Raw genomic sequence first — 23,060 nt, 5'->3', positions numbered from 1 at the left:
CTCCAGCCCGCGCTCGCCATAAGGGAGATCACGGGGCCGGGTGGTGGCGGAGCCTTTCACCCGGGACGAGAAGACCCCGCAGGCCGGGCAGGCCCGCGCCGAGGCATCGGCCGTGGCCAGATGAACCCGGCGCCCACCGTCCTCGCACAGCTCGACCCGCATGACGGACACCCCGTCGAGGTCCAGCAGCAACGTCGTATCGTTGACCAAGCCCGTGGCTCCCCAGTGATCCTTCTGCGTAGAGAACAGAAATGATCACCCAGGACCACGGGCGTCCTACATCCAGGGCCGACAACCACCCCACCCGTCACAGACCGTGACGGGCAGTCAGCGGCCACCGACCTTGCACCGCTCAACTTCGAAGACCCGCTATGACGGACCGGGTCATGGCCCTCGCGCTGCCGAGGTAGGCGGCGGGGTCGCAGAGCTGTCGTATCCGCTGTTCACCGAGGCTCGCGACGATGTCCCGGTTCTCGGACAGCGCATCGGCGAGGGGGCCGAGTTCTCCGCGGCCCGGGCACATACCGCGTAGACGAGGTGATGGGCGCGCTGCCGGCCGAGCCGAGGCGCGAGGGCCATCATGACGGCCTCGGCCAGGATGAGTCCTCCCGTCAGGTCGACGTTCGAGCGCATGCGCCTGGTGTCGACCCGCAGGCCGGATATAGCGTGCACGGCCTGATCGAGAGAAGAGGACAGGAGGAGGAACGCCTCGGGGACGACGGCCCATTCGATGTGCCAGGGCCCCGTGGCGCGCTCGAAGTCCTGTAGGGCCGCGTCCAGCATGGCCGAGGACTTGTCACGCAGAAGCCTGGCAGCAGCGATCATGAGTTCGCTGGAGATGGGGTTGCGTTTCTGAGGCATGGTGGAACTGGCGCCCCGCCCGGTGGTGTAGGGCTCCGCTGCCTCTGCGATCTCGGTCGAGCACATGAGGGCGATGTCTGTGCCGATCTTGCCGACGGACGCGCCGATAGCAGCCAGGAGCCCGACGATCGAGGTGAGGCCGTCGCGTGCGACGTGCCAGGTGATCTCCGGGTTCCGCAGGCCCAGTTCCGTGGCGAGTTCGGCGCGTACGCGCAGGGCCTCGGGGCCGGGCCCGAGGGAGGCCAGGGTGCCGGCGGCGCCGCCGAACTGCACCATGAGGTCACGTCGGCGTACCTCGGCAAGGCGTTCGGCGTGCCGGTCCAGCGCCGAGAGCCAGACCGCGGCACGGTAGCCGAAGGTGATGGGCAGGGCGTGCTGGAGGTGGGTCCGTCCGGCGGTGACGGTGTCGATGTGTGCGGCGGCCAGTCGGCGCAGCCGCTCGCGGAGTTCGTCGAGTGCCGCGCTGATCAGGGACAGTCCGTGGGCACACTGAACCATGGTCGCCGTGTCCATGATGTCCTGGGTCGTGGCGCCCCAGTGCAGGTATCCGCCGTCGGCGCCGCACTGCTCGGAGAGTTGGGTGACGAGTGGAAGGATCGGGTATCCGACGTTGCCGGTCTCGCGGCGCAGTCGTTCACGGTCGAGCCGCCGCGGGTCGCAGGCCGCGGCGATGGCGTCGGCGGCACTTGGCGGGATGATCCCGACGCGGGCCTGAGCCTGCGCCAGAGCCACCTCGACGCGGGTCACCGTCTCCAGGTATGTGTCATCGCTGAAGACGGTGCGCATCCGGGGTGTTCCGAACATGTCCCGGAACAGCGCGGAGTCGAAGACGGTACTGCTCATCGGCTGTGCTCCGGCGGTGTCCGGTCCCCGATGACGCTGTTCGCCCGCGTGGCGGGCGTCATGTCGATGGCGAGGTACTTCTGCTCCAGGTACTCGTCGATGCCGGTGTTGCCGCCTTCCCGGCCGATGCCGGACTGCTTCATGCCGCCGAAGGGTGCGCTGGGATCTGAGACGTAGCCACGGTTGAGGCCGACCATGCCGGTCTCCAGCCGCTCGCTCATGCGCAGGGCCCGGTGCACGTCCTGCGTGTAGAGGTAGCCGACGAGGCCGAACTCGGTGTCGTTGGCCGCGCGGAGCGCTTCGTCGTCCGTGGTGAAAGTCTGAATCGCCGCGACGGGGCCGAAGATCTCCTCGCGGGTGATCCGAGCGCCGGCGGGGATGCCGGTGAGCACGGTGGGGGGATAGAAGTGGCCGGGGCCGTCCGGCAGCACCGCTCCCGTCCGGACGCGGGCGCCGGCGGCGATCGTCTCGTCGACCAGGTCGGCGACACGGCGGCGCTGGCGTTCGTCGATCAGCGGTCCAAGGTCGGTGGCCGGGTCGGTGCCCGGACCGAGGGTGAGCGTCTCCATGCGTGCGGTCAGCCTTCGGGTGAACTCCTCGGCGACCCCGGCGTGGACATGGAAACGGTTGGCGGCGATGCACGCCTGTCCGATGTTGCGCAGCTTGGCGGTCATCGCGCCGTCGACCGCGGCGTCGAGGTCGGCGTCCTCGCACACGAGGAACGGTGCGTTGCCGCCCAGTTCCATCGAGGTGCGCAGCACGGTGCCGGCGGCCTGCGCGAGCAGGAGGCGGCCGACGGGGGTGGATCCGGTGAAGGACAGCTTGCGCAGTCTGCCGTCGCGGAGGAAGGGTTCGGTGACCTCGGCGGCCCGGGTGGTGGGGACGACGTTGAGCACCCCGTCGGGCAGGCCGGCCTCGGCGAGCAGGCCGGCGAGCGCGGCCGTCGTGAGCGGCGTCTGCGGGGCGGGCTTGACGACCATGGTGCAGCCTGCCGCCACGGCCGGTCCGATCTTGCGGGCCGGCATCGCCAGCGGCGCGTTCCACGGGGTGATCAGCAGACAGGGACCCACCGGCCGGCGGGTGACCAGGACGCGTGCGGTGCCGTCCTCGCTGACCTTCCAGGTGCCGTCGATCCGCACCGCCTCCTCACCGAACCAGCGCAGGTAGTCGGCGCCGTAGCGGACCTCCGCCCGGGACTCGGCCAGCGACTTGCCCATCTCCGCGGTGATCAGCAGCGCGAATTCCTCGACGCGCTACAGCAGCAGATCGTGGGCGCGGCGCAGGATCTCGGCCCGGCGGCGGGGAGGAACCGCCGCCCAGTCGGCCTGGGCCGCGTGTGCGGCGTCGAGGGCGGCCAACCCGTCATCCGGCGTGGCATCGGCCACCTCGCACAGTGTCCGGCCCGTGGCAGGGTCGTACACCGCGAACGTGGCGTCATTCTTCGCGGGCCGCCACCGGCCGGCGATGAGCAGCCCCTTTTCCACACGTGCGATGACGTCGTCCGGCGTGATTGTCTTCATGAAACTCTTCCTTCTGGGGTGCGCCGCATGGCTGGCCGACCGGTGGCGCACGGAGGGCGGACCCTCGTACGGGAGGACGGGCCCGCCCTTCGTGCGCCGGTGGTCGGTCAGCGCAGTGCGGCGATCATGTCTTCGGCGAGCCTGGTGCTGGAGGCGGGGTTCTGGCCGGTGAAGAGGTTGCCGTCGATGATGTTGTGCTGCTGGTACGCCGCCCCTTCGACGTGGACACCACCCCGTTCCCGCAGGCGGGAGGCGAGCAGCCACGGAGCGCCCTCGGCCGTGCCGAACATCTGCTCCTCCTCGTCGGTGAACGCCGTCATCCTGCGGCCGGCGAAGAGCCAGTTGCCGTCCTCGTCCTCGGCGCTCAGCAGCGCGGCCGGCCCGTGGCAGACGGCGCCGATGGGCATTCCGCCCTTGTCCGCCTCGGCCAGCAGACGGCCCAGGTCGGCGTCCTGGAAGAGGTCGACGACCGGGCCGTGGCCGCCGGGCAGCACGACCGCCACGTAATCGTCGATGTCGATCTCGTCGAGCTTCAGCAGCGGACCGAACTCCTGCAGCGCCTTCTGGGCGTGTGCCACGTAGTGACCGCAGTCCTCTCCCGCGAGCGCCGGGTCGGCACTGTGCTCGTCCAGGGGCTGCAGCACTCCGCCCGGGGAAGCGAAGTCGACGCTGTAACCGGCCTTCACGAACTTCTCGTGCGGAGCGGCCAGTTCCTCCGCCCAGTAACCCGTCGGGTACTTCGATCCGTCGGTGCGCTCCCAGACGTCGGCAGCCGACATGACGATGAGAACCTTACCCTTACTCATGAACGATTTCCTTTTCCGTGCGGGGACATTCGGAGCAAGCGACGACTTGCTCCGGAAAACAATTGGCCAGGCATTACGTGATTGCGGCAGAGGACGGAAGTTCGTCCTGTGCCACTCGCCCGGAGGACGTACATTCAGCATGGCCCGCCGCCTTCACCCCGCGGGCGCCCATAGCAGGCCCTGTGCGACAGCGGACCCGGCAGACTAGGACTGAGAGAGCCACGCGGGAATCACCCATGTCCGCGATACTGCTTGGCATGGGCAACAACAACCGTGAGCTGGGAAACTTCCTGCGGAAGGCGCGCAGTCAAGTGGATCCCGAGCAGGCCGGTCTGCCGCCGGACAGCCGTGCGCGGCGTGTTCCGGGCCTGCGCCGGGAAGAGGTCGCCCGCCTGGCCGGCGTATCGACCGACTACTACGCCCGGCTCGAGCAAGGACGCCCGATCTCCCCCTCACCCGGTGTCGTGGACGCGCTCTGCCGCGCCCTGGGCCTGGACGACGCGGGGCGCACCTACCTTCACACCCTCGTCGGAGTGACGGCCGCACCGTCACGGCGTCACAGCCGGAGCGTCCAAAGGCTCCGCCCCGGTCTCCACCAGCTCGTCGACGCGCTCAACGGCGAACCGGTGCTCATTCTCGGCCGCCGCGGCGACGTCCTGGGGGCGAATCGTATGGCCAAGGCACTGTTCACCGACTTCGACCGGTTCCCCGTCCGGCACCGCAACTACGCGCGCTGGATGTTCCTCAGCGAGGAACCGCAATCCTTGTTCGTCGACTGGGAGGACCAAGCACGGGCGGCGGTGGAAAGCCTGCGTCTGGAAGTGGGACGGGACCCGGACGACCAGGTGACGAACGATCTCGTCGCGGAGCTGCGTGGAAAGAGCGCCGAATTCGATCGCTGGTGGGAAAAGCATCGGGTCCACCAGCGCACCCACGGCTCCAAACGCCTCCACCACAGCCTGGTCGGTGAGCTGACAGTGGAATACGAGACGCTGATTCCGCCGGGAGACCCCGACACAACCCTCTTCGTCTACACCGCGGAACCCGGCTCGTCGTCCAGACAGGCCCTCGACCTCCTGGCCATGTGGACCCTCACCGGCGCCGGAACACCCCAGCCCGGCTCAGCACAAGAACACGGCTGACACAGACGATTCGCACCTGGCCGCCTCGTCTTTCCGGGCATCTGCGGAACCCGGAATGCCGACCCAGGCGCCCGCCCACCAGCCGGGCTGCCGGCGATGAGCGAGGAGTTCACCGAAGCGCCCGGCGCGGGGGCCGGGAACGGGGACGGCGGCCGGGGCGGGACTCCTTCTCACCCTGACCCGCCGGGCCCGCGCGTCCGCGTCAGGGCTCACCACACCCCACCACACCCATTACGGGACCGAACTCCGGAAAGGGAACACTCTGATGATTCACCACTGCATCCGGTTCACCACCAGGCCCGGCACGACGCCGGCACAGCTCGAAGACGCCCTCGCCGGCCTGCGCAACCAGGGCGAGGTCATCCCCTCCGTACGCTCCTTCCTCGTCGGCCGCGACCACGGCGGCGCATACGAGTGGGGTGCCACCTTCCAGATAGCCGACCTGGAGGGCTACTGGGAGTACCTCATCCACCCCGCCCACCGCCGCACCGACGAGATCGGGCTGCCACTGGTCGACAAGTTCGTCTCCTACGACATCACTGACGACCTCGACCCCGAGACCGGCGAGAAGATCGCCGCCCTCCACCAGCGCCGCTACGACGCCGACCCCGGCCTCACCGAACTCGTCTCGAACCTCAACCAGTACGAAGGCAGCGCCGCCCCCGGACCCCACGCCGCCTGACACCCGTCATGACCGTCCGGCCTCAGGCGTCGCCCGGTGCGCGGCTCGGGTGCCCGGTGCAGGGCTGAGGGCAGAGCTGCTCGATCCGGTCGCCTGCGTCCACGGCGGCCCGTGCCGGGCGGCGCGGCGGGCAGGGAATTCCCGGTCTGCACAGCCGAGGCGGCGACTGGAACCGGTGAGAGCCGCCGATCCTGATCCAGACCTTCAGGTCGCCGCCCCGTCGTCGAGCGGGACGTCCAGTCGGGCGGCCACGGCGGTCAGGGCCGCTCCCAGGGGAAGCGCGACCCGGGTGCGGGCGTGCCGGTCGCCTCGGGTCGGGTCTCGGTTGACGATCAGCACAGGCGTGCCGGCCTGCGCCGCCTGGCGTACGAACCGCAGCCCGGACATCACCGTCAGCGAGGACCCCAGGACCAGCAGCGAGGTCGCCGCACGGACGAGTTCACGGCAGTGCTCGACCCGCGTCGGCGGCACGGCCTCGCCGAAGAAGACCACGTCCGGTTTGAGGACGCCCCCGCAGTCCAGGCAGGGCAGGACGCGGAAGTCCCCGACCTGCTCATCGGTGAGGTCCGCGTCACCGTCCGGGTTGATCCCCGCGGCCACCGGCTCGAAGCCCGCGTTGGCCTCCTCCAGCCGTTCGGCGAGTTCACGGCGTGGGCTGAGGGCGCCGCAGGCGAGGCAGCGCACCCGGTCCAGGCTCCCGTGGAGTTCCACGACGCCCTCACTGCCGGCGGCCTGGTGCAGGCCGTCGACGTTCTGGGTGATCACGCCCGAGAGCAGTCCGTGCCGCGCGAGCGCCGCCACAGCCCGGTGCCCGGCGTTGGGGCGGGCCCGGCCGAAGGCGCGCCAGCCGAGGTGGCTGCGCGCCCAGTACCGGCGCCGGGCCTGGGCCCCGGCGATGAAGTCCTGGTACGTCATCGGAGTGTGCCGGCTCAGGCTCCCGCCCTCCCCCCGGTAGTCGGGGATGCCCGACTCGGTGGAGATGCCTGCCCCGCTGAGCACCAGCACACCACCGGCGCCCAGCGCGTCGGCGACCGGCTGGAGATCCGTGGTGCCCGGCGGCAGGTCCTCGTCAGGGGTCCAGCTCAGGGTGGGGCGCATGCGCATGCCGCCAGGGTACGGCGCGGACGGTGTCCGAAGGTCATCGGCAGCAGGCCGAGGAGGGCCTCGATCAACGAGGACGGCAACGGCTGCCCCTCGATCAACGAGGACGGCAACGGCTGCCCCTCGATCAACGAGGACGGCAACGGCTGCCCCTCGATCACTGCCGCGGTGGCCTACCTCGCGCCGGGCGCGTCCAGATCAGATCCAGAAGGGCGCCGGCGGAACCTCGTCCGCAGTGGACGCGGTGAGTCCCGTACCGGAGGAGCGGCCGCTGAGCCAGGCGAGGAGGTCGGCCTGCCGTCCACCGACCGTGGGACCGCTGCCCGATCCCAGAGTACGGACGAGGCCGCTGTCGGTCGCCTCCAGGTGCAGCGGCGGGGTGTCCTGTCGCCGGGTGGGTGCGTCGGCGATGTCCTCGATGATCCACCGGGCGGTGTCGGCCGGTATGTCCGAGAAGCTGTATTCGGCATCCAGTCGGCGTGGTGGACCTCCAGTTCGCGCAGCCGGGTGGAAATCAGCGTCGCGGGCGTGCGCGGTTCGCCGGTGCGCATCCGGACCTCGTAGTGCCAGGCCGCCGGGGGCAGGGCGCGTACCGCCGCCTCGAAGCGGGCGGCACTGTCGCGGACGTCGGCGACCAGATCGGCGACCGGCCGCCCGGCCCCTGCCTCGATCTCCGCGGCGCGGGCGTCCATGCTCGCGTACTGGGGTGTCTCCACGCCGGTACGCGCCCAGCTGAGCAGCCTGGAGAGGCTGTCCGCGGCGCGCGCGACATGGGTGACGACATGCCCGCGGGTCCACGGCGGTACCAGCGTGCCGCCGGCGGCCTGGGCGTCAGTGAGGGCGGCGACGGTGGCGACGAACCGGTCCGTGGACGCGGCGACAGGGCGAGGGCCCCCGGGCCCCCTGGGTCCTGCATGACACCTCCTTCGCACCGGTCGACGTCGTCCTGATGGACCTGCGCGTGCCGGTGATGGACGGTACCGAGGCCACCCGCCGGCTGAGCGGGGAGCACGCGGGAACGGCCGTGGTCGTGCTGACCACCTTTGCCGACGACGGCTCGGTCCTGGCCGCCCTGAGCGCCGGCGCCCGCGGCTATCTCCTTCGCGTACTCCGGGAGCTCGCCGAGCGTCTTCGCGCTGCAGAGACAGACGCACCGCTCACAGCCGATCGGTCACCGGGCACCGAGGATGTCGGCCAGGTCCACGAAGCCGGTCTCATCCCGGCCGGAGTCCAGGTACGCGTCGACGGCCGGGGCCGAGGCAAGGCGGACCTGCCGGGTACGGACGACGTCGTGCACAGGCGTGAGGCTGTAGCTGTGGCGGGAGTCCTCCAGAGCCTTCGCCCAGTCCCGCTCGAATGCCGACACCCACGTGTCGGCGCGGCGGTCGGCGCGCAGCTGGGCCAGCGGCTGGGCGGCGGCCGGAGCCGGCGGGGCGGGGGCTTCCTCGGGCTGCGCGCTCATCGGCACCTCCTGGCGGGTCGTATCCCGACCGTACGCGCGGTGCGGGACGGTGGGGACGGACATGCGGTGATCCCTTTCCTTGCTGCCTGAGCCGAAACGGTCGTCTCACCGGCTGTAGCGCCCTGCAGATCGGCAGCCCCGGTAGCGGCACGCATAACGCCGTCTACCACTCGGCCCGGTGCGGCTTGTCGAGTTTCGCCATTCGGGCTGCGGGCAGCACGCTCCGCCGCGAGGAGATAACTGGCAACCACCAATTCATGAAAATACGCCTCGGCTCGGCGAACAGAGGTTCCCCTGGAGTGGGACAGCCCTGATGAGGCTGATGGGCTCTCAGGTTGCGAGATGACGCAGGTCGAGTGCGTGTTCGGGTCGTGGCCGATGGTGGTCGATGCCGACGGTGAGGTTCGTCCGGACGGCGTGGTGACCGCGCCCAGCAGCCGTCGGTCAGGGGAGTGCGGTGGCAGTGTGGCCACCTGTGACGCGAAGAAGGTCCAGTTTGCCCGCGTCGCTGCTCCCGGTCGCGGCCGTGTAGGTGACCATGCGCAGGTCTGCGCCGGGGACGATGAGGACGTCGCAGTCGAGCAGGATGTCGCCGATCTCCGGGTGCCGGATCGTCTTGCGGTCCGTCGTGTGCTGGGCGGGGGCCGTTGGCGTGGCCCAGTGATGGGCGAAGGCCTCGGATGCTTCCCGCAGTTCCTGCACGAGGTGATCGAGCTGGGCGTCCTTGGGGTAGCGGGAGGCGGCGTCCTTGAGGTCGGCGACGATCGACTCCGCGAAGGCGTCCTGTCCGCGCTCGGACTGGACGGGACGCATCGAGGCATGCGCGGCGCCGTTGCCGAAGAGCGCACGGGCGAGATTGCGTTCGGCGGCCGGGAGGATGGCGGGGTCGCCGTGCAGGGCGCTCCACATGGTGTTCCACCACACCAGGGTCCAGTCGGCGGTGAACACCCCGATCGGTACGTCGCCCAGGCGCGCGGCGAGCCGTTGGATGCCCGGGGGCACATGGGTGCTGACCGTCCCGTCCCGGGGCGGCAGGAGGCCGGCGCTTCGGTACACCTGGTCGCGCTCGGCGCGGGAGAGCTGAAGGGCCCGGGCCAGGGCGCCGACGACCTGGGCCGAGGGGTTCTTCGCGCGCCCTTGTTCCAGGCGCAGGACGTAGTCGACGGAGAGCCCGGCCAGCTGCGCGAGCTCCTCTCGGCGCAGTCCCGGCGCTCGACGGCCGTCCGTCATCGTGAAACCGGCGTCGGCCGGCGACAGCCGGTCGCGCCAGGCGCGCAGGAGTACCGCGAAACCGGAGCGGGAGGAAGCCATGGGTCCATTGTCGCCGCGCGGCGCCGGATGAGCCTGGGTACTGCCAGTCCTGGTGACGGGGACGGCACTGGTCGGCGGCGGTACCACCGGCGAACGTGGAGATGCGCCCCAGCCGGGCGCCATCGGCTGACCAGTTGAGGAGCCTTCCATGAAGCACACCATCGTGATGACGGGCGCAAGCCGCGGAATCGGCCGCGTCGCCGCGCAGCACATCCTGCGCCGGTCGCCGGACACGCACCTCCTGGTCGTGGCCCGCGGCTCTGGCGCGCAGCTCGCCGCAGAGCTCGGCGCGGGCGGGCACATGGTCTCGCACGTCACGGCGGACCTCGGTTCGCTGGCCGGTGTCCGCTCGGCGGCCGGCGAGATCCACGACCTGCTGGAACGCGGTGACCTGCCGCCGCTGCGCGGTTTCGTGGGCAACGCGGGCATGCAGTACACGAACGCGCTGACCGAGGGACCCGACGGGTTCGAGGCCACCTTCGCTGTCAACGTGCTCGCCAACCACCTGTTCGTCCGACTGCTCCAGGACCGCTTCACCGCTCCCGCCCGGATCGTGATCACCGCCAGCGACACCCACTTCGGTGACTTCAAGCACAACATGGGCATGGTGCCCGGCCCGGCCTGGAAGTCCCCGGACGTCCTCGCACGCACCGGCGCCTTCCCCCAGCCGGGCACCACAGCCGCCGGGCGTACCGCGTACTCGACGAGCAAACTGGCCACCATCTACCTGGTTCACGAGTACGCGCGCCGGCTGCCGGCCGGGATCGACGCCGTCGCCTACAACCCGGGGTTCGTCCCCGGCACCGGCCTCACCCGCAACGCCGGGCCCGTCTCCCGGTTCGCGATGCGCCGCATCATGCCGGTGATGACCCTCACCCCGTTCGCCACCAGCCGCAACGCTGCCGGCCGCTACCTCGCCGACGTCGTCCTGGGCACGACCAAGGCGCCGACCGGCTCCTACGTCGACCGCAGCCGTGCGGACCGCTCGTCGCGGGAGTCCTACGACCCGCAGCGCGAAGGTCAGCTCTGGGAGGCCGCCGAGCGATTCACCGCAGCGTACGCAGGGGGGAGGGAACCGTCCTCAGCCGATGTCTCGAGCGGTTCCACCCGATAGGTCGAGCCGGGACCGAACCGCAAGACCAACAAGAGCCGGCCGAAGACCGTCTACGCATCACCAGCCCGGCACTGAGCACATGTCCGTCCAGACAGGAGGCAGCTCTCCGTCCCGCTGCCTCGGGGGAGCCGCCGGAGTTGACGGAACTGCGGACGGACGCCGAGTCCTGCGTGATCACCGTGACGTCAGCGGACAGGCAGCGGCGGATCCGGCCGCCAGCGGCGTCTGGAAGAGCACGGCAGGCAAGATCCCCGCATTCAGCGGCACACCCGGGCCGTCTCCTACAGCTCGACGATCTACAGAAGCTTCAGCGTCAGGCACTCAGCCAGACGCATGGTGCAGGACTCCGTGGGCTCCCGCTGAGGGCGGGAGTTGGCGCCGGGTCAGCGTCTGCGGGGCCAGGTGCTGCCGATTCCCGCCACGTGCAGGGCAAGGGCGGTCAGGCCAAGGAGCATGACGTTGACTGACGAGAACGTCTGATTGGTGCTGATGTCGGCCGCGTTGATGAGGAACGCGATGAAGAACAGCACGGCCGCGACTATTCCGAGCATGACAAGCCCCTCTCCGTAGGAAGTGTAGTCCGTATGCCCGGGCACCGCCCGCGTAGACGCGGACGGCACCTCCGAAACCGCACACGCCCACCCGGCGCGAAGCTCGACGGCTCGTGCGGGATGGGGGTGACGGATCCTCAGGCGGAGGCGTGGCGAGTGTTCGCCGCCGTCCTGCGCGGGGCGGCGTGGTGCGCGGGCCGGCCCGTCGCGGGAACGGGCAACCGCCGCAGGGACAGACCCGCGGTGACAAGGAGGCCGGTGAAGACGGCCAGGAGGAGGGCGCACGCCCACATCTGCCGGCTCCCGGGAGTCTGCCAGCCCGTCCAGGCCAAGGACGCCGCCCACAGCAGGGCGCCCCCGGCGTAGAAGGAGCGGACGCGGTGCAACTGCCGCACGGCCCGCAGGAACTGGATACGTTCGGTCTTCGGTGCCATGCCGGGCCGTGTACCCCGAAGAACCGCAATGGTGCGGCCCGGCGTAGATCTCCCGGCCAATGCGCAGAAACAGTGTGCTGAAGGCCCGACGGTGCGGCGAGCGAGGGCTGGGCGAAACGGCCTGGATCTCGCCGTGCTCGCGGTCGATGATGCCGCCCAAGCGCCCCGTGTAGCGCCGTCCGGGTTGCGCCGGGCGGTTCGCAGGAGTCGTGGGGGAACTCATCCTGTGTGAATCTTTGGGGCAAACGGGATGACATGGTGGTGCATGAGCGAGAACCGTTCAACGCCGAGCCGCCGCGCACCGCGCTCGCCGGGCTGGCGGAGACGCCCGTCGATGCCTTCTACAGCCGCAATCACGGGCCGGTCCCCGACATCGATCCGGCGGTGTGGCGGCTGCGGGTGGACGGCCTGGTCGAAAAGGCCCTGGAGTTGTCGTCCGACGACCTGCGGGCGCGCTTCGACGAGGTGGAGGTGGTCGCGACCCTGCAGTGTGCGGGCAACCGGCGGGCCGGTCTGATCGAGGTGCGTGACGTTCCGGGTGAGACCGCGTGGGGGCCGGGTGCGACTGCGACGGCTCGCTGGAGCGGCGTACGGCTGGCGGATGTCCTGACCGAGGCGGGAGCGGCGCCGACGGCCGGGCATGTCGCCTTCGCCGCCCCGGACGTTTCCCGGCTGGCCGACCCGCCGCAGACCTACGGCGGGTCCATTCCGATCGTCAAGGCTCTGCGGCCGGAAGTGCTGTTGGCCTGGTCCATGAACGGCCGGGCGCTGCCCCGGGTGCACGGAGGGCCGTTGCGGGTGGTGGTGCCGGGCTGGATCGGCGCCCGGAGCGTCAAATGGCTCACCCGCATCACGGTGCGGGCCCAGCCGTCCGGGAACTACTTCCAGGCCACCGCCTACCGCATGCTGCCACCCGAAGCCGATCCGTCGAAGGCAGGGCCGGGCGAAGGTATCTCCCTGGGCCCCCTGGCACTCAACTGCGACATCCTCAGCCCAGACGACGGCGCACGCCTGTGCCCGGGACCGGCCAAGATCACCGGCTACGCCCTGGCCGGGGACGACCGCACCGTCGCGCGGGTCGATGTCTCACTCGACGCCGGCGGCTCCTGGATCCAAGCCGAAGTGGCGGAGGCGGCGGGGCCGTGGGCGTGGCAGCACTGGAGCGCCACGCTGGACCTTCCCGTGGGCGACGTGCAGATCATCGCGCGGGCGTGGGACTGCACCGGCGCGGCGATGCCGGAGTCGCCGGCGCACCTGTGGAATCCGAAGGGCTACGCGAACAACTCCTGGGCTCGGGTCCGTGTGCGATGCGCCTGACTGTCTCCTGGCTCCGGCGCGCCCCGGACAGGGCGAGACCGGCGCCGAGGACCACTGGCCGCGGGTACGGGCCGGGCGACGGCGTTTTTGGGCGAGGACATCGTCCATTGGCTGGTGAGCGAAGTGATACCCAGGGCCGACCGGAGGGTGCCGGGCGAGCGACCGGGCCGCCGCGGGTCCTGGAGCAGCCGAATCTCCTGGCGCCGGCGGTGCGGGGCGTCTGCCTTGCGGCGGAGCGTGGGTACCGCGCTGCTCTCCGTGGTGATCGTGGGCATGGGCGCCTCACCGGGACGCGAGGCGGCGCCTCGGCTCGCCGGTGCGGCCCTGGCCTCCCGCAGGTCCGACTGGGCCCGCATCGACACCGTGCACCGCATGCTGCTGGCCGCCTGCGGGGCCGGAGCGGGGATGGCGTGCGTGTCAACGTCCCCCTGGGTGAGGGGTACTGGGCCGACTTCTGTGGGACGGTGGCGCTGTGTGTCGCCGGCCGCCTCTCGCTGTGGTTCACCGAGGGCCGGCAGAGCGTTGAGCACTGATCCGGCCGGTCCCGTTCGTGAGGCGCGCCGATCGCGTCCGTCGCCGTCCGGCCGGATCTGTGGCGGCAGGTCGACCTCTTCCTTCGTCGTGGGGCCGCCATGCCCGCCCGCTCGGCCACTTCGGTGCACCAGGCGGTCGCCGGACGGGCGGGGTCGGCGGGGGCGTCACCCTGCGGGGTTCACCGGTTCCAGTCGAATGCTGAAATGGCGAAGGATCGGTGACTGCCCCACGACGCGGTATCCGTGTACCGAGCCGGGGTCCTTGGCTATGTCCGCCAGAGTCTGGGCGACATGATCGTAGTGGCTGCGGGTGTAGACCCGGCGCGGGAGTGCCAGCCTCACCAGCTCGTACGGTGCGCTCTTGACGGGGTTCCCCTGTTCGTCCTCCTCGCCGAGGTAGAGGGATCCCAGCTCTGCGGAGCGGATGCCTCCACGGAGGTAGAGCTCGCAGACCAGGGCAGTGCCGGGGTACTGGTGAGGAGGGATGTGGGGCAGCAGGCGCCCGGCGTTGAGATAGAGGGCGTGCAGGCCGGCGGGTTCGACGATGTCGACGCCCGCGGCACGGATGGCATCGGCCAGGTAGTTGGCCGCCTCGGCGCGCTCCGCCAGATAGGACGGCTCGGTGACCTCGAGGAGGCCTTGGGCCATCATGTCGAGGTCACGGCCGGCCAGGCCGCCGTAGGTGGAGAAGCCTTCGGTGGCGATGAGCAGCCCGTTGCACTTCTCGGCGAGTTCGGGGTCCTTGAGGCCGATGAAGCCGCCGATGTGGACGATGCCGTCCTTCTTGGCGCTCATGATGCACCCGTCCGCCAGCCTGAATGCCTCTTCGGCGACCTGGCGGGGGGTGCGGTCCTGGTAGCCGGGTTCGCGGCGGGTCACCAGCCAGGCGTTTTCCGCGAAACGCGCGGCGTCCAGGATCATGGGGACGTTGTGACGGCGGCACAGGTCGGCCGTCCGTCGCAGGTTCTCCATGGAGACGGGCTGCCCGCCACCTCCGTTGTTGGTGATGGTCATCACCACGGCCGAAACGGGGGATTCGTCTGCACTCTCGAGCGCCTGCTGGAGAGCGGACAGGTCGATGTCGCCCTTGAAGGGGTAATGGCTGTCGAGGTCGGCGGCCTCGGCGCACGGGAGGTCACGTGCCTGGCAGCCGGTCAGTTCCACGTTGGCTCGGGTGGTGTCGAAGTGGGTGTTCGACAGGACGGTGCCGCCGGGTCTGAGAAGCACGGAGAACAGAACGCGTTCCGCCGCTCTTCCTTGATGGACGGGCAAGATGTGCGGGTAGCCGGTGAGTTCGCTGACGACTGCGTGCCAGCGGTAGAACGAGCGGGATCCTGCGTAGGACTCGTCGCCGTTCATGCCGGCGGCCTGTTGTGCCGCGGAGAGCGCGCCGGTTCCCGAGTCACTCAGCAGGTCGATGGTGACCTCGTCGGCACGCAGGTCGAAGGGATTGTAGGCGACCCGTTCGAGGGCCTCCTCACGCTGCGTCCGAGTGGTGAAGGCCAGGGGCTCGACAACCTTGATGCGGTAGGGCTCCACTTGGGTTCTTCCTTTTGCCTTGCGTGTGCTTCGTGTATGGCTTGCGATGCTTCGTCCCTGCTCAGGGGAGGCTGACTGCTTCCCGCAGGGGCAGGGTCAGAGGCGGGCGGACCGCGTACGCCTCGGAGGAGAGGTAAGCGGTGACGCGCGGCTGCCGGTGCTGTTCGTGTGCCAGCGCCAGGTAGGCGATCAGGCCGACGCCGTCGGTGAGTTTGCGGGGAGTGAGCGCAGACAGGGCTCGGCGGAGAGCCGAGGCGCCCATGCCGAAGGGGCGCAGCAGAGCCGTTGCCCGGGCGAGGGCCTCGCTGTCGTCGCGGACGTAGTCCCGGACGGGAATGTGCAGTGTGAAGCCGCTCGGTGAAGTGGCCTTGCCGTCAGTGAAGGCATGACAGGTGAGCGCGGGCCGCCGTAGGAGCCGCTGTCTCTCTCCGGCCCTCCGACCGGGCGGCTGAACCGTTCCTGCGGCTAGCTGGAAGAAGGTCGTGACCTGGTCTTCCGCCAGGCCGGGCGTGGTACGGCTCACCGCGGCGGCGTCGTCCGCGGACATACGGGGATGCTTGACGTACACCTTGACGCGGGGCGTCGCCCAGCTGCCCAGGTCGAGGGCGATGAAGGGGTAGCCCGCTGCTACGGGAAGCGCGTCGAATGCGTGGGGGTGGCCGAGCCGGCGCAGCGCTTCCCGCACCGTCCGGGCGGCGTTCTCAGGGCCGGCGGCTGAGGGATTCAGATACACCTTGACCCCGGGTACCCCTCCGGGACGCAGCTCCAGCGCGTACCAGAGGGCCAGCGGGCCCTGTGGGTCGGCGGGGAAGAAGAGGTCCTCCACGGCGTCGAGCTGAGCGGTGGAGAAATCCCATCGGGCGGCCATCTCACGGATGACCGACAGGCCGACGCGACCGCTGCCGGCCACGTCACCGACAGCGCAGCCGGGTTCCACCAGCACGCGCAGATGCGGATCGGCGTCCCGGGTGAAGGCGAGGGAGAACTCGACCGGGGTGTGGTCGTCGGAGATGAAGCTGGGCGAAGCCGGCGGCAGGGACAACGGCCGGTGCGCGCTGTCCGACAGGGACTCCATGAGTACCTGGCCGTACGCGATCTTGTCCGCGTCATTCAGCCCGGCGACGGGGGCGAGGCGCACCAGTTGGCCCAGGACGTGGCCGCCGAGCGTGGTTCTACCAGGTCCTGCCGCGGAAGCTGCCCCCGGTGCGGCGGACGTCGACAGTGCCTTCACCGTCCCCCCAACGGCGGTCGGCACCCGGACCGGTGGCCCGCCGGCGTCAGCCACGCGGGCGACCTGCCGGTGAGTGAGGAGCCCCTCGGACACCCGCCGGGAGAGACGGGCATCCGACCGTGTTCTTCACCACGTCCGGGCCTGCGAGCGGGGTTGTCCGGCTGAAGGAGGGACCGTCGCCACCGGGGTGGCCCTGCCACGGATTGATGAACAGGTATGTCGTGGTACCCCACTGTCTCTCCTTCACCTTGTGACAACCCCGAACAGTCCGCGCAGTCCTACCCCAGTGGTTCACTATTCATGCAGCTAGCAACGACCTCGTGTGTCACGTGCGTCACTTCTGTAGCCAGGCGAGGAAGGCGCTCCACCGTCCGGGCCGCTTGGAGTTGCTCTGATCGGTGCCGGACGCCGAGGGCTGCGGCACCTGCGGCCGCAGAGGCGCCTCCGGCTGCTGAGGCTGCGCGGAAACCCGTGGCTTGACCGGGGCGAACCGGACGGGAAGCTGCGCCAACGCCCGGTTGAAGGGGCCCGGCCGCCAGACCAGGCTCTCCTCCGGGACCGCGAGTTCGACGTCGGGCAGTTCGTTGAGCAGATGCTCGATGGCCGTCAAGGTGATGAGACGGCCGGGCTCCTTGGAGGGGCAGGCGTGAGGGCCGGCACTCCAGGCGAGGTGAGCGCGATTGCTGCTGGCTTGGTCTGCCAGAGCGGCGTTGGCGGCGGCGAAGCTCACCAGTACCAGCTCTCCGGCGCGGACCTTGTGACCGGCCACGTCCGTGTCCACGGCCGGGTAGTGCGGCGCGTAGTTGGCCATGGGCGGATTGCGCCACAGAGTGTCGTCGAGGGCTTCGTCCAGCAGTCCGCTGCGCGCGAAACGCTCGTTGGTGAACACCTGGTGCAGGGTGTTGCCGATGAGTCCGCGCAGCGGCTCTGCACCGGCGCCGAGCAGCAGTACGAGTTGGTGAACCATCTCCATGTCGTTCAGCTGCGCCGGATGCTCCATCAGCCAGGAGGTGACGTCATCGCCCGGCTGGGCCCGCTTCAGCGCGACCAGTTCGCCGACGGCCTGGACGAGCACATGGTTGGCCTGTTCCGCGTTGATGCCGTCGAACATGCCGGCGATGCCGAACATGACCCGGTCACCGATCTCCGACGGACAGCCGAAGAGTTCGTTGAACACGAACAGGGGAAGCGGCTTGGCGTAGTCGTTGAGCAGGTCGGCCGAGCCGCGGGCGCTGAACTGGGCGATGAGATACTGGGCGACCCGCTCGACGGTCTGGCTCAGCCGGATGTCGTTGATCCGGGCCAGACTGTCGGTGACGGCCTGGCGCAGCCGCAGGTGCGGGGCGCCGTCGGTGAACATGCAGTTGGGCCGTGGGGCGAGCAGGGGAAGGACCGGGCTGTCGGCGGGTATCCGTCCTTCACCGAGGGCTCGCCAGCGGTGGGAGTCCTTGTGGAAGACGGTCGGATTCTGCAGGAGATCGAGTGCCGCGCCGTAGTCGGTCACCAGGGTCGCTTCCACGCCGGGAGCGAGCTCGACGAGCGAGGCGGGCCCGTGATGGCGCATGTAGGCGTAGAAGGCCTTGGGGTCGGCGGCGAACTGTGCGGTGTGAAGGGGAATCGGCTGGCCGCTGCCGTGCGCGGGGCAGCCGGGTGGTGGAACGGGGGTGGTGGTCATGCGTGCTCCAGGGCGGCGCGTTGCTGCAGGTAGCGAACGAGCGTGATCAGTGCGTCTGTCGACGATCTCTCGTCCCGTGCGTCCATGACGACGACCGGGGTGTCGGGGAGCAGATCGAGTGCTTCGCGCACTGCCGCCTCCGTACGTGCAGGGGTACCGTCGAAGTGGTTGATGGCGATGGCGTAGTCGAGTCCGTGCTCCTCGATCAGATCCATGACGGCGAAGGAGTCCGCGAGCCGCTCGGGATCCACCAGGACCAGGGCTCCCAGGGCGCCGCGGGCCATGTCCTGCCAGAGGTTGACGAACCGCTGTTGTCCCGGTGTGCCGAACAGGTAGAGCACCACGCGGTCGCTGAGCGTCAGCCGCCCGAAGTCCAGGGCGACCGTGGTGGTGGTCTTGCCCCGTACCCCCTTGAGATCGTCGACGGCTTCGGAGACGCGCGTCATGCTCTCCTCGGTGGACAGAGGGGTGATCTCGGAGAGGGTGCTGATGAGCGTGGTCTTGCCGACAGCGAAGTGTCCGACGACCAGGATCTTCACAGCGGTCTGCTCCGCGCCGCTCCGTACGTAGGCATCGTCATCCAAGACGGGCCTTGAGACCATCCAACACCTCCTGCAGGAGTTCTTGGTCGACCAGGCGAGCCCGGGGCACCGGCGCGCGGGTGACCAGGTAGCCGCCCTCGGCGAGGGAACTGAGAAGGACCTTGAGCACGCCCAGCGGCAGACGGGTGTGGCCGGCGATCTCGGCGACGGAGAGGTAGCCGCCCGAGCACATCTCCAGGAGTTGCTGCTCCTCGGGAGAGAGCCGAGTGGGACGCTGCCGCTGGTCGGTGGCCGTCGTGACGAGAGTGATCAGCGAGAACTGATCCTCGCCGGGCAGATCCCGCCCGCCGGTGATGACATAGGGCCGGACTAAATGAGCGGATTCGAGTTCGGACTCAGGAAGGCCATGGTCGGTCATGGGCGGTGACCGATGCCTTCACGGGGAGGTGTCGACAGTTCCTTGCCGAGCTGGCCGACGAGCTGCTGCATGCGGAAGGTGATGTCGGCCATGTCGACCTCGGGTGACGCCGCGACAGCCAGGTACGCGCCGGGTCCGGCTGAGACAAGGAACACCCAGCCGCCGTCGAACTCGACCAGGGTCTGGCGCCACTGCAGGCCGTCGTCGTCACAGAAGAACCCGAGGGAGCGGCTGAGCGACTGCACTCCACTCATCGCGGCAGCGACCCTCTCGGCCGAATCACGCCCGAGCTCCGCAGTACGGGACATCGGCAGTCCGTCGGCGGAGATCAGGACCGCGTGCAGGGCCCCGGGCATCTCCAGTGCGCTGTCGAGCATCCAGGACAGATCAGTATTCACGGGGTCTCAGGTCCTTTGCGTACGTCGGCGCGGTCCGGCTGGCGCGCGAAGTCCGGCAGTGCGGTCCGGCCGCGATCGGTGCCACGCTGGAACGCACCCATGATCGATGCCGTCTCGCTGCTCGAACGAGCGAGCGGGCGAGCGGGTGGCTCACTGTTCGACACGACACTCATACTTCGCTTGCGCCTGCGCTTGGGCAGCCCGTCGGCCGTGGTCCCCGGCACCTCCGGCTCGCTCCCGTTGGAGCCCGGGTCGGTCAGGGCAGCGGCGGGCTTCGGCTCCGGCATGCTGGTGAGCAAGTCCTTCGGCAGGAGAACCACCGCACGGACGCCACCGTAGGGAGAGGCGGTGTCGACCGTCACGCTGAATCCGTAGCGAGCACACAAGGCACCGATGACCGCGAAGCCGAACTGCGGCGGGTTGCCCAGATCGCTGACGCTGGCCGCACGCGCACCTGAGAGGAGGGCCGAGGCGTGGGTCTTCTCCTCCTCGTTCATCCCGACGCCCGCGTCGTCGATCACGATGCAGATGCCGCTCGGCACCGTGCGCACGTTGACCTCGGCCACGGTCTCAGGTGCCGAATAGCTCGTGGCGTTGTCGAGCAGTTCGGCGACCGCGAGCGCAACCGGCTCGACCGCCCGGCTGACCACGGCGAAATTGACCTGCGAGAGGATCTCGACCCGCGGGAAGTGGCGGATCCTCCCCTGAGCGCTGCGAATCACGTCGTAGACCGACGCAGGATCCCGCTGTCTGCCGAGCCAGCCCTGGCACAGCACTGCGATGGACTGCGCGCGCCTGCCGAACTGACTGTTCATGTGGTCGATGTCCAACATGTCCCGCAGAACGGCCGAGTCGCCGTACTTCTGCTGCAACTGGGAGATGGCCTTCTGCTGCTCCGCGGCAAGGCCCTGAAGCGTCCGCATCGCGGACTTCAGCACGGTCTTCGTCGCGTTCTCCGCCTCCTCCTTGGCCTGCCGGACAACCTCGTCGTAACCGCTGCGCAGTTCGGCGATGGTGGCTTCGAGGTCGACGCACTGGCTCCGCAGCCCGGCGTTGGACTCTTCGAGCCCCTGTCCCTCCTGGCGTAAAGCTCTGATCGTCCTACGCTGACGCACAGCGAGCGTGGCCGCAGCAGGGACGCCGGCAACCAACGCCCAGACCGCCGGGTCCTGCAAGTAGTTCGTCATATGACTCTCTTCAAACGACTGGAGTCCAGTTACTGGAACCTGTCCGTGAGGCCCTCGGCGGCGGCCGCACTCGCCGCCCGGACCGCCTCGCCGAGGGCGACTCGTGAAGGGGATGTCCCGCTCGGCAAGTCCAATGACCATATCATTTAGTCATGTTGACTGATCACCAAGTGAGCGCGCGGGTGCCCGGAGGCCGGCGCGGCGGTCAACTCCTGTCGGCGGTCGCCCGACCTCCGTAGTGGTAAGCGGAACGCCGCGGCGCAGCCTGCGCGGTGCAGAACACCGGGTGTCGTCGGCCGCCATCGGGTGGCAGGCGGGCCGCGTTCCCCGCAGCGGGGCGGGCCGTCCGCTCCTCCACCAGAAGGCCCGTGCCGGTGGACTTCGACTCGCCCATCCGATCACGCGATCGCCTCGCACACGTGTACGGCAACGTGTCCGGTCATTCGGACCGGGCTCGCCGTATCGGACATGACGCACGCGGAGTGGGCAGAGCTCCGGCCGCTGCGGTTCGATGCCGGTCTGGGTTCGGGGACGCGGTGGACGGCCCGAGGACTGCTTTCACCGGCAGCTGTTCGACGCGATCCGTTCCCTGGGCGCGGGCGGGACCTCATGGGGCGCTGCCCAGGGACTTCCCGGCTGGGGCGGGGTTTACGGCTTCATCCGCCGCAGGCGCGAGCTGCTGATGCAGTGGCGCGGCGTGTACCGCGACATCGCCCTCGACTGGCCCGACGGCGGCTGGACCGGCGGCCTCGTCGGCTGGTACCGGGACAAGCTCGCTCTGCCCCTCCGGATCGTCGAGCGCATCGACGATCTGAACGGGGTGCGGGGCGCTGTCCAGGCGGTGGGCGGTACAAGGGACGTTCGCGCGGTTGATGGACCCCCGCCGCCTGGACCGGGCCTCGAGACGCCGACCGCCACCTGCGAGGCAGCGATCCCGTGATCGATGGCCGCGCGGACGAGTCGGCGGGTGGCACGGCCCCGGCCCGCCGGCCGGCACTGCGTCCCCCCGACGCCTCCAGCGGGAGCCACCCGCGATCCGCCCGGCGCCGGGCTTTCGACCGTCCCTCCCTCGGCCTTCGCCGACGTCGCTCCAAGGCCCGGCTCCGCCGCGATCTCCTTGGCTCGAAGTGACCGTGCCCCATCGACCGCTGCTGCTCCAGCAACGCCCAGAATCCGGTGACGGCCCAGCCCCAGAACCGTCACCGGCCCCCCTTCCGCCAGGGCGCCTCCGTCGGGCCCGGCACGAGCGCGAGCGATCCTCCGTCCCGGTCCCGCTCCCGGCCCCGGCCCCGGCCCCGCTCCCGGCCCCGGCCCCGGCCCCGCTCCCGGTCCCGCTCCCGGTCCCGGTCCCGCTCCCGGCTCCCGTCCCGCTCCCATGCTGGCTCGGAAGCTCGCGGCCCCCCGTCCGGGGACGGGGATGTTCCGCGCGCCGTTTCCGCCGCGTCGTTGCCGCCGCCCCGCCCTCCTGCAACAGGGCGAAGGATCACGACTGACCGCCGTTCCAAGCGGCAGATGGGCCACGAGCGCGGGACGGTCACCCAAGCGGCACGTGGATCACAAGCGTGGGGCGGTCGGCGCAGTCACGCCTGGGCCGACTGTGCGCGGCGACCCTTCGGGGCGGCGCTCCGCCGGGCTGCGAAATGACACCCACGAGCCGACTGGACCGCACTGGGCGTGCGCCGCTCATCGTGTCACGAGCTGCCGCCCAATCGGCTGATGAGTTCGTTCCTGGTGATCCCGTGCTCCTGGCCCCACGCCGCGGCGTGATCCAGATCAACCGGGTCGGACAGCACGCGCAGAGCTTCCTCCGCTTCCTCCCTGAATCCGGCGTTACGGAGCATGTCAACCACTTCTTGCCTGCTGATCTCCACGGTGACCACTCCGCATTCCGATGTCCGGGAAAGAATGCCCCCCTCACTGACTACCTCCCCGGTCGGCAACGTAACGACCACGGCGACATCGCGCCGGGGATCTCAGCGACTGCTGGAGCGGCGCTGCGGGACCCATGACTGTGCGCGACGGGCAGTCCTCCGAGTAAGTGATATTCGATCATGGACTCGGGACTTACTGACTCAAGGACACTGCCAGATGGCCGCAACTGCCGGGGACTGGTCGAACCGGCGCACTCGTGATCCGCACGAGGCCGGTCTCTGACCAGCTATCGAGTAGCTCCCCTGGGGCCGGCGCGTGCCCGCCACTCCGGATGCTCCGCTTTCCCGGTCCCAGGCCGGCTCGCCTGCCGGACTTGATTTCACCGTCACGACCGGTTCGGGTGAGGATCCTTACTTGGTGGTGTGTGTGGGGTAGACCTGGACGTCGGTGTAGGCGCCCTTGATGTCTCCCGCGTCCGCGGGCCACTTCAGGGTCACGGTGTGGGTCTCGTTCGGGGGCGT

The 23,060-nt window shown here is 69.8% G+C and carries 23 protein-coding genes and 3 pseudogenes; 8 read left to right on the top strand and 18 right to left on the bottom strand.

Annotated features, from left to right (window positions below; translation table 11 throughout):
• The 4 genes and pseudogenes from ACFC02_RS34625 to ACFC02_RS34610 all read right to left on the bottom strand — a co-directional run.
• On the bottom strand, positions 1–210 hold a 210-nt coding region (locus tag ACFC02_RS34625), incomplete at its 3' end, for a transposase family protein (RefSeq protein ID WP_376365875.1).
• A gap of 174 nt (positions 211–384) precedes the next feature.
• Positions 385–1,704 (bottom strand): adenylosuccinate lyase family protein, encoded by a 1,320-nt coding sequence (locus tag ACFC02_RS34620; RefSeq protein WP_376365873.1) that lies wholly within the window; start codon positions 1,702–1,704, stop codon positions 385–387.
• Positions 1,701–3,224, bottom strand: a pseudogene (locus ACFC02_RS34615) (NAD-dependent succinate-semialdehyde dehydrogenase). The gene ACFC02_RS34620 and the pseudogene ACFC02_RS34615 overlap by 4 nt, the downstream one beginning before the upstream one ends.
• A gap of 107 nt (positions 3,225–3,331) precedes the next feature.
• Complete coding sequence (locus ACFC02_RS34610) at positions 3,332–4,030, bottom strand: type 1 glutamine amidotransferase domain-containing protein (RefSeq protein WP_376365871.1); 699 nt, start codon at positions 4,028–4,030, stop codon at positions 3,332–3,334.
• A gap of 257 nt (positions 4,031–4,287) precedes the next feature.
• On the opposite strand from ACFC02_RS34610, the gene ACFC02_RS34605 reads away from it, so the two are divergent.
• Together ACFC02_RS34605 and ACFC02_RS34600 are read left to right on the top strand one after the other, a co-directional pair.
• The gene (locus ACFC02_RS34605) at positions 4,288–5,172 is read left to right on the top strand and encodes a helix-turn-helix transcriptional regulator (protein ID WP_376365869.1); all 885 of its coding nucleotides are present in this window, start codon (positions 4,288–4,290) and stop codon (positions 5,170–5,172) included.
• A gap of 265 nt (positions 5,173–5,437) precedes the next feature.
• Positions 5,438–5,854, top strand: coding sequence for a Dabb family protein (locus ACFC02_RS34600; protein WP_376365867.1), 417 nt, complete (start codon positions 5,438–5,440; stop codon positions 5,852–5,854).
• A 204-nt stretch (positions 5,855–6,058) separates the two neighbouring features.
• On the opposite strand, the gene ACFC02_RS34595 is transcribed toward ACFC02_RS34600, so the two are convergent.
• Positions 6,059–6,958 carry an NAD-dependent protein deacetylase gene (locus tag ACFC02_RS34595; RefSeq protein WP_376365865.1) on the bottom strand — a complete coding sequence of 300 codons (900 nt, stop codon included), beginning with the start codon at positions 6,956–6,958 and terminating at the stop codon, positions 6,059–6,061.
• A gap of 170 nt (positions 6,959–7,128) precedes the next feature.
• Positions 7,129–7,887, bottom strand: coding sequence for a maleylpyruvate isomerase N-terminal domain-containing protein (locus ACFC02_RS34590; protein ID WP_376365863.1), 759 nt, complete (start codon positions 7,885–7,887; stop codon positions 7,129–7,131).
• Between ACFC02_RS34590 and ACFC02_RS34585 the strand changes: the two are divergent.
• A pseudogene (locus ACFC02_RS34585) lies at positions 7,863–8,096 on the top strand (response regulator transcription factor); the annotation flags it as partial. The gene ACFC02_RS34590 and the pseudogene ACFC02_RS34585 sit on opposite strands and share 25 nt — an antisense overlap.
• 30 nt (positions 8,097–8,126) lie before the next feature.
• Here the strand turns inward: ACFC02_RS34585 and ACFC02_RS34580 are convergent.
• Together ACFC02_RS34580 and ACFC02_RS34575 are read right to left on the bottom strand one after the other, a co-directional pair.
• Positions 8,127–8,417, bottom strand: a complete 291-nt coding sequence (locus ACFC02_RS34580; RefSeq protein ID WP_376365861.1) for a DUF6247 family protein — start codon at positions 8,415–8,417, stop codon at positions 8,127–8,129.
• Positions 8,418–8,861: 444 nt separating this feature from the next.
• On the bottom strand, positions 8,862–9,728 hold the full coding sequence (locus ACFC02_RS34575; RefSeq protein WP_376365859.1) for a helix-turn-helix transcriptional regulator: 867 nt from the start codon (positions 9,726–9,728) through the stop codon (positions 8,862–8,864).
• A 148-nt stretch (positions 9,729–9,876) separates the two neighbouring features.
• On the opposite strand from ACFC02_RS34575, the gene ACFC02_RS34570 reads away from it, so the two are divergent.
• Positions 9,877–10,842, top strand: coding sequence for an SDR family NAD(P)-dependent oxidoreductase (locus ACFC02_RS34570; protein ID WP_376365856.1), 966 nt, complete (start codon positions 9,877–9,879; stop codon positions 10,840–10,842).
• A gap of 383 nt (positions 10,843–11,225) precedes the next feature.
• Here the strand turns inward: ACFC02_RS34570 and ACFC02_RS34565 are convergent, their stop codons facing one another.
• On the bottom strand, positions 11,226–11,393 hold the full coding sequence (locus tag ACFC02_RS34565; RefSeq protein ID WP_366728636.1) for a hypothetical protein: 168 nt from the start codon (positions 11,391–11,393) through the stop codon (positions 11,226–11,228).
• A gap of 137 nt (positions 11,394–11,530) precedes the next feature.
• The gene (locus ACFC02_RS34560) at positions 11,531–11,827 is read right to left on the bottom strand and encodes a hypothetical protein (protein ID WP_376365854.1); all 297 of its coding nucleotides are present in this window, start codon (positions 11,825–11,827) and stop codon (positions 11,531–11,533) included.
• 255 nt (positions 11,828–12,082) lie between these two features.
• On the opposite strand from ACFC02_RS34560, the gene ACFC02_RS34555 reads away from it, so the two are divergent.
• The 3 genes and pseudogenes from ACFC02_RS34555 to ACFC02_RS34545 all read left to right on the top strand — a co-directional run bounded on the left by ACFC02_RS34555 (position 12,083) and on the right by ACFC02_RS34545 (position 13,677).
• On the top strand, positions 12,083–13,144 hold the full coding sequence (locus ACFC02_RS34555) for a sulfite oxidase (protein WP_376365852.1): 1,062 nt from the start codon (positions 12,083–12,085) through the stop codon (positions 13,142–13,144).
• 273 nt (positions 13,145–13,417) lie between these two features.
• A pseudogene (locus ACFC02_RS34550) lies at positions 13,418–13,501 on the top strand (hypothetical protein); the annotation flags it as partial.
• Between the two features lie 53 nt (positions 13,502–13,554).
• Positions 13,555–13,677, top strand: coding sequence for a hypothetical protein (locus ACFC02_RS34545; protein WP_376365877.1), 123 nt, complete (start codon positions 13,555–13,557; stop codon positions 13,675–13,677).
• A gap of 165 nt (positions 13,678–13,842) precedes the next feature.
• Here the strand turns inward: ACFC02_RS34545 and ACFC02_RS34540 are convergent, their stop codons facing one another.
• From ACFC02_RS34540 to ACFC02_RS34510, 7 genes are all read right to left on the bottom strand, one after another.
• Entirely contained in the window at positions 13,843–15,216 is a 1,374-nt protein-coding gene (locus tag ACFC02_RS34540) for a tryptophanase (protein ID WP_376365850.1), read from the bottom strand.
• 61 nt (positions 15,217–15,277) lie between these two features.
• Entirely contained in the window at positions 15,278–16,447 is a 1,170-nt protein-coding gene (locus ACFC02_RS34535) for a tryptophan dimethylallyltransferase family protein (RefSeq protein ID WP_376365848.1), read from the bottom strand.
• Positions 16,448–16,781: 334 nt separating this feature from the next.
• On the bottom strand, positions 16,782–18,122 hold the full coding sequence (locus ACFC02_RS34530) for a cytochrome P450 (protein WP_376365846.1): 1,341 nt from the start codon (positions 18,120–18,122) through the stop codon (positions 16,782–16,784).
• Positions 18,119–18,724, bottom strand: coding sequence for an ATP/GTP-binding protein (locus ACFC02_RS34525; protein ID WP_376365844.1), 606 nt, complete (start codon positions 18,722–18,724; stop codon positions 18,119–18,121). The genes ACFC02_RS34530 and ACFC02_RS34525 overlap by 4 nt, the downstream gene beginning before the upstream one ends.
• Positions 18,699–19,082 (bottom strand): DUF742 domain-containing protein, encoded by a 384-nt coding sequence (locus ACFC02_RS34520; protein ID WP_376365842.1) that lies wholly within the window; start codon positions 19,080–19,082, stop codon positions 18,699–18,701. The genes ACFC02_RS34525 and ACFC02_RS34520 overlap by 26 nt, the downstream gene beginning before the upstream one ends.
• Positions 19,079–19,480, bottom strand: coding sequence for a roadblock/LC7 domain-containing protein (locus tag ACFC02_RS34515; RefSeq protein WP_376365840.1), 402 nt, complete (start codon positions 19,478–19,480; stop codon positions 19,079–19,081). Before ACFC02_RS34515 ends, ACFC02_RS34520 begins: the two co-directional genes overlap by 4 nt.
• Positions 19,477–20,667, bottom strand: a complete 1,191-nt coding sequence (locus ACFC02_RS34510) for an ATP-binding protein (protein ID WP_376365838.1) — start codon at positions 20,665–20,667, stop codon at positions 19,477–19,479. Before ACFC02_RS34510 ends, ACFC02_RS34515 begins: the two co-directional genes overlap by 4 nt.
• A gap of 511 nt (positions 20,668–21,178) precedes the next feature.
• Between ACFC02_RS34510 and ACFC02_RS34505 the strand changes: the two genes are divergently transcribed.
• A complete protein-coding gene (locus tag ACFC02_RS34505; protein WP_376365836.1) occupies positions 21,179–21,607 on the top strand; it encodes a hypothetical protein in 429 nt (142 codons plus the stop codon).
• A 751-nt stretch (positions 21,608–22,358) separates the two neighbouring features.
• On the opposite strand, the gene ACFC02_RS34500 is transcribed toward ACFC02_RS34505, so the two are convergent.
• Complete coding sequence (locus ACFC02_RS34500; RefSeq protein ID WP_376365834.1) at positions 22,359–22,538, bottom strand: hypothetical protein; 180 nt, start codon at positions 22,536–22,538, stop codon at positions 22,359–22,361.
• Positions 22,539–23,060: the final 522 nt, after the last annotated feature.

Origin of the sequence: Streptomyces sp. NPDC056160, from assembly GCF_042268205.1 — a bacterium.
Lineage (GTDB): Bacteria > Actinomycetota > Actinomycetes > Streptomycetales > Streptomycetaceae > Streptomyces.
Note: the sequence above shows the minus strand (reverse complement) of the source record. Positions and strands in the feature narration are given on the sequence as shown.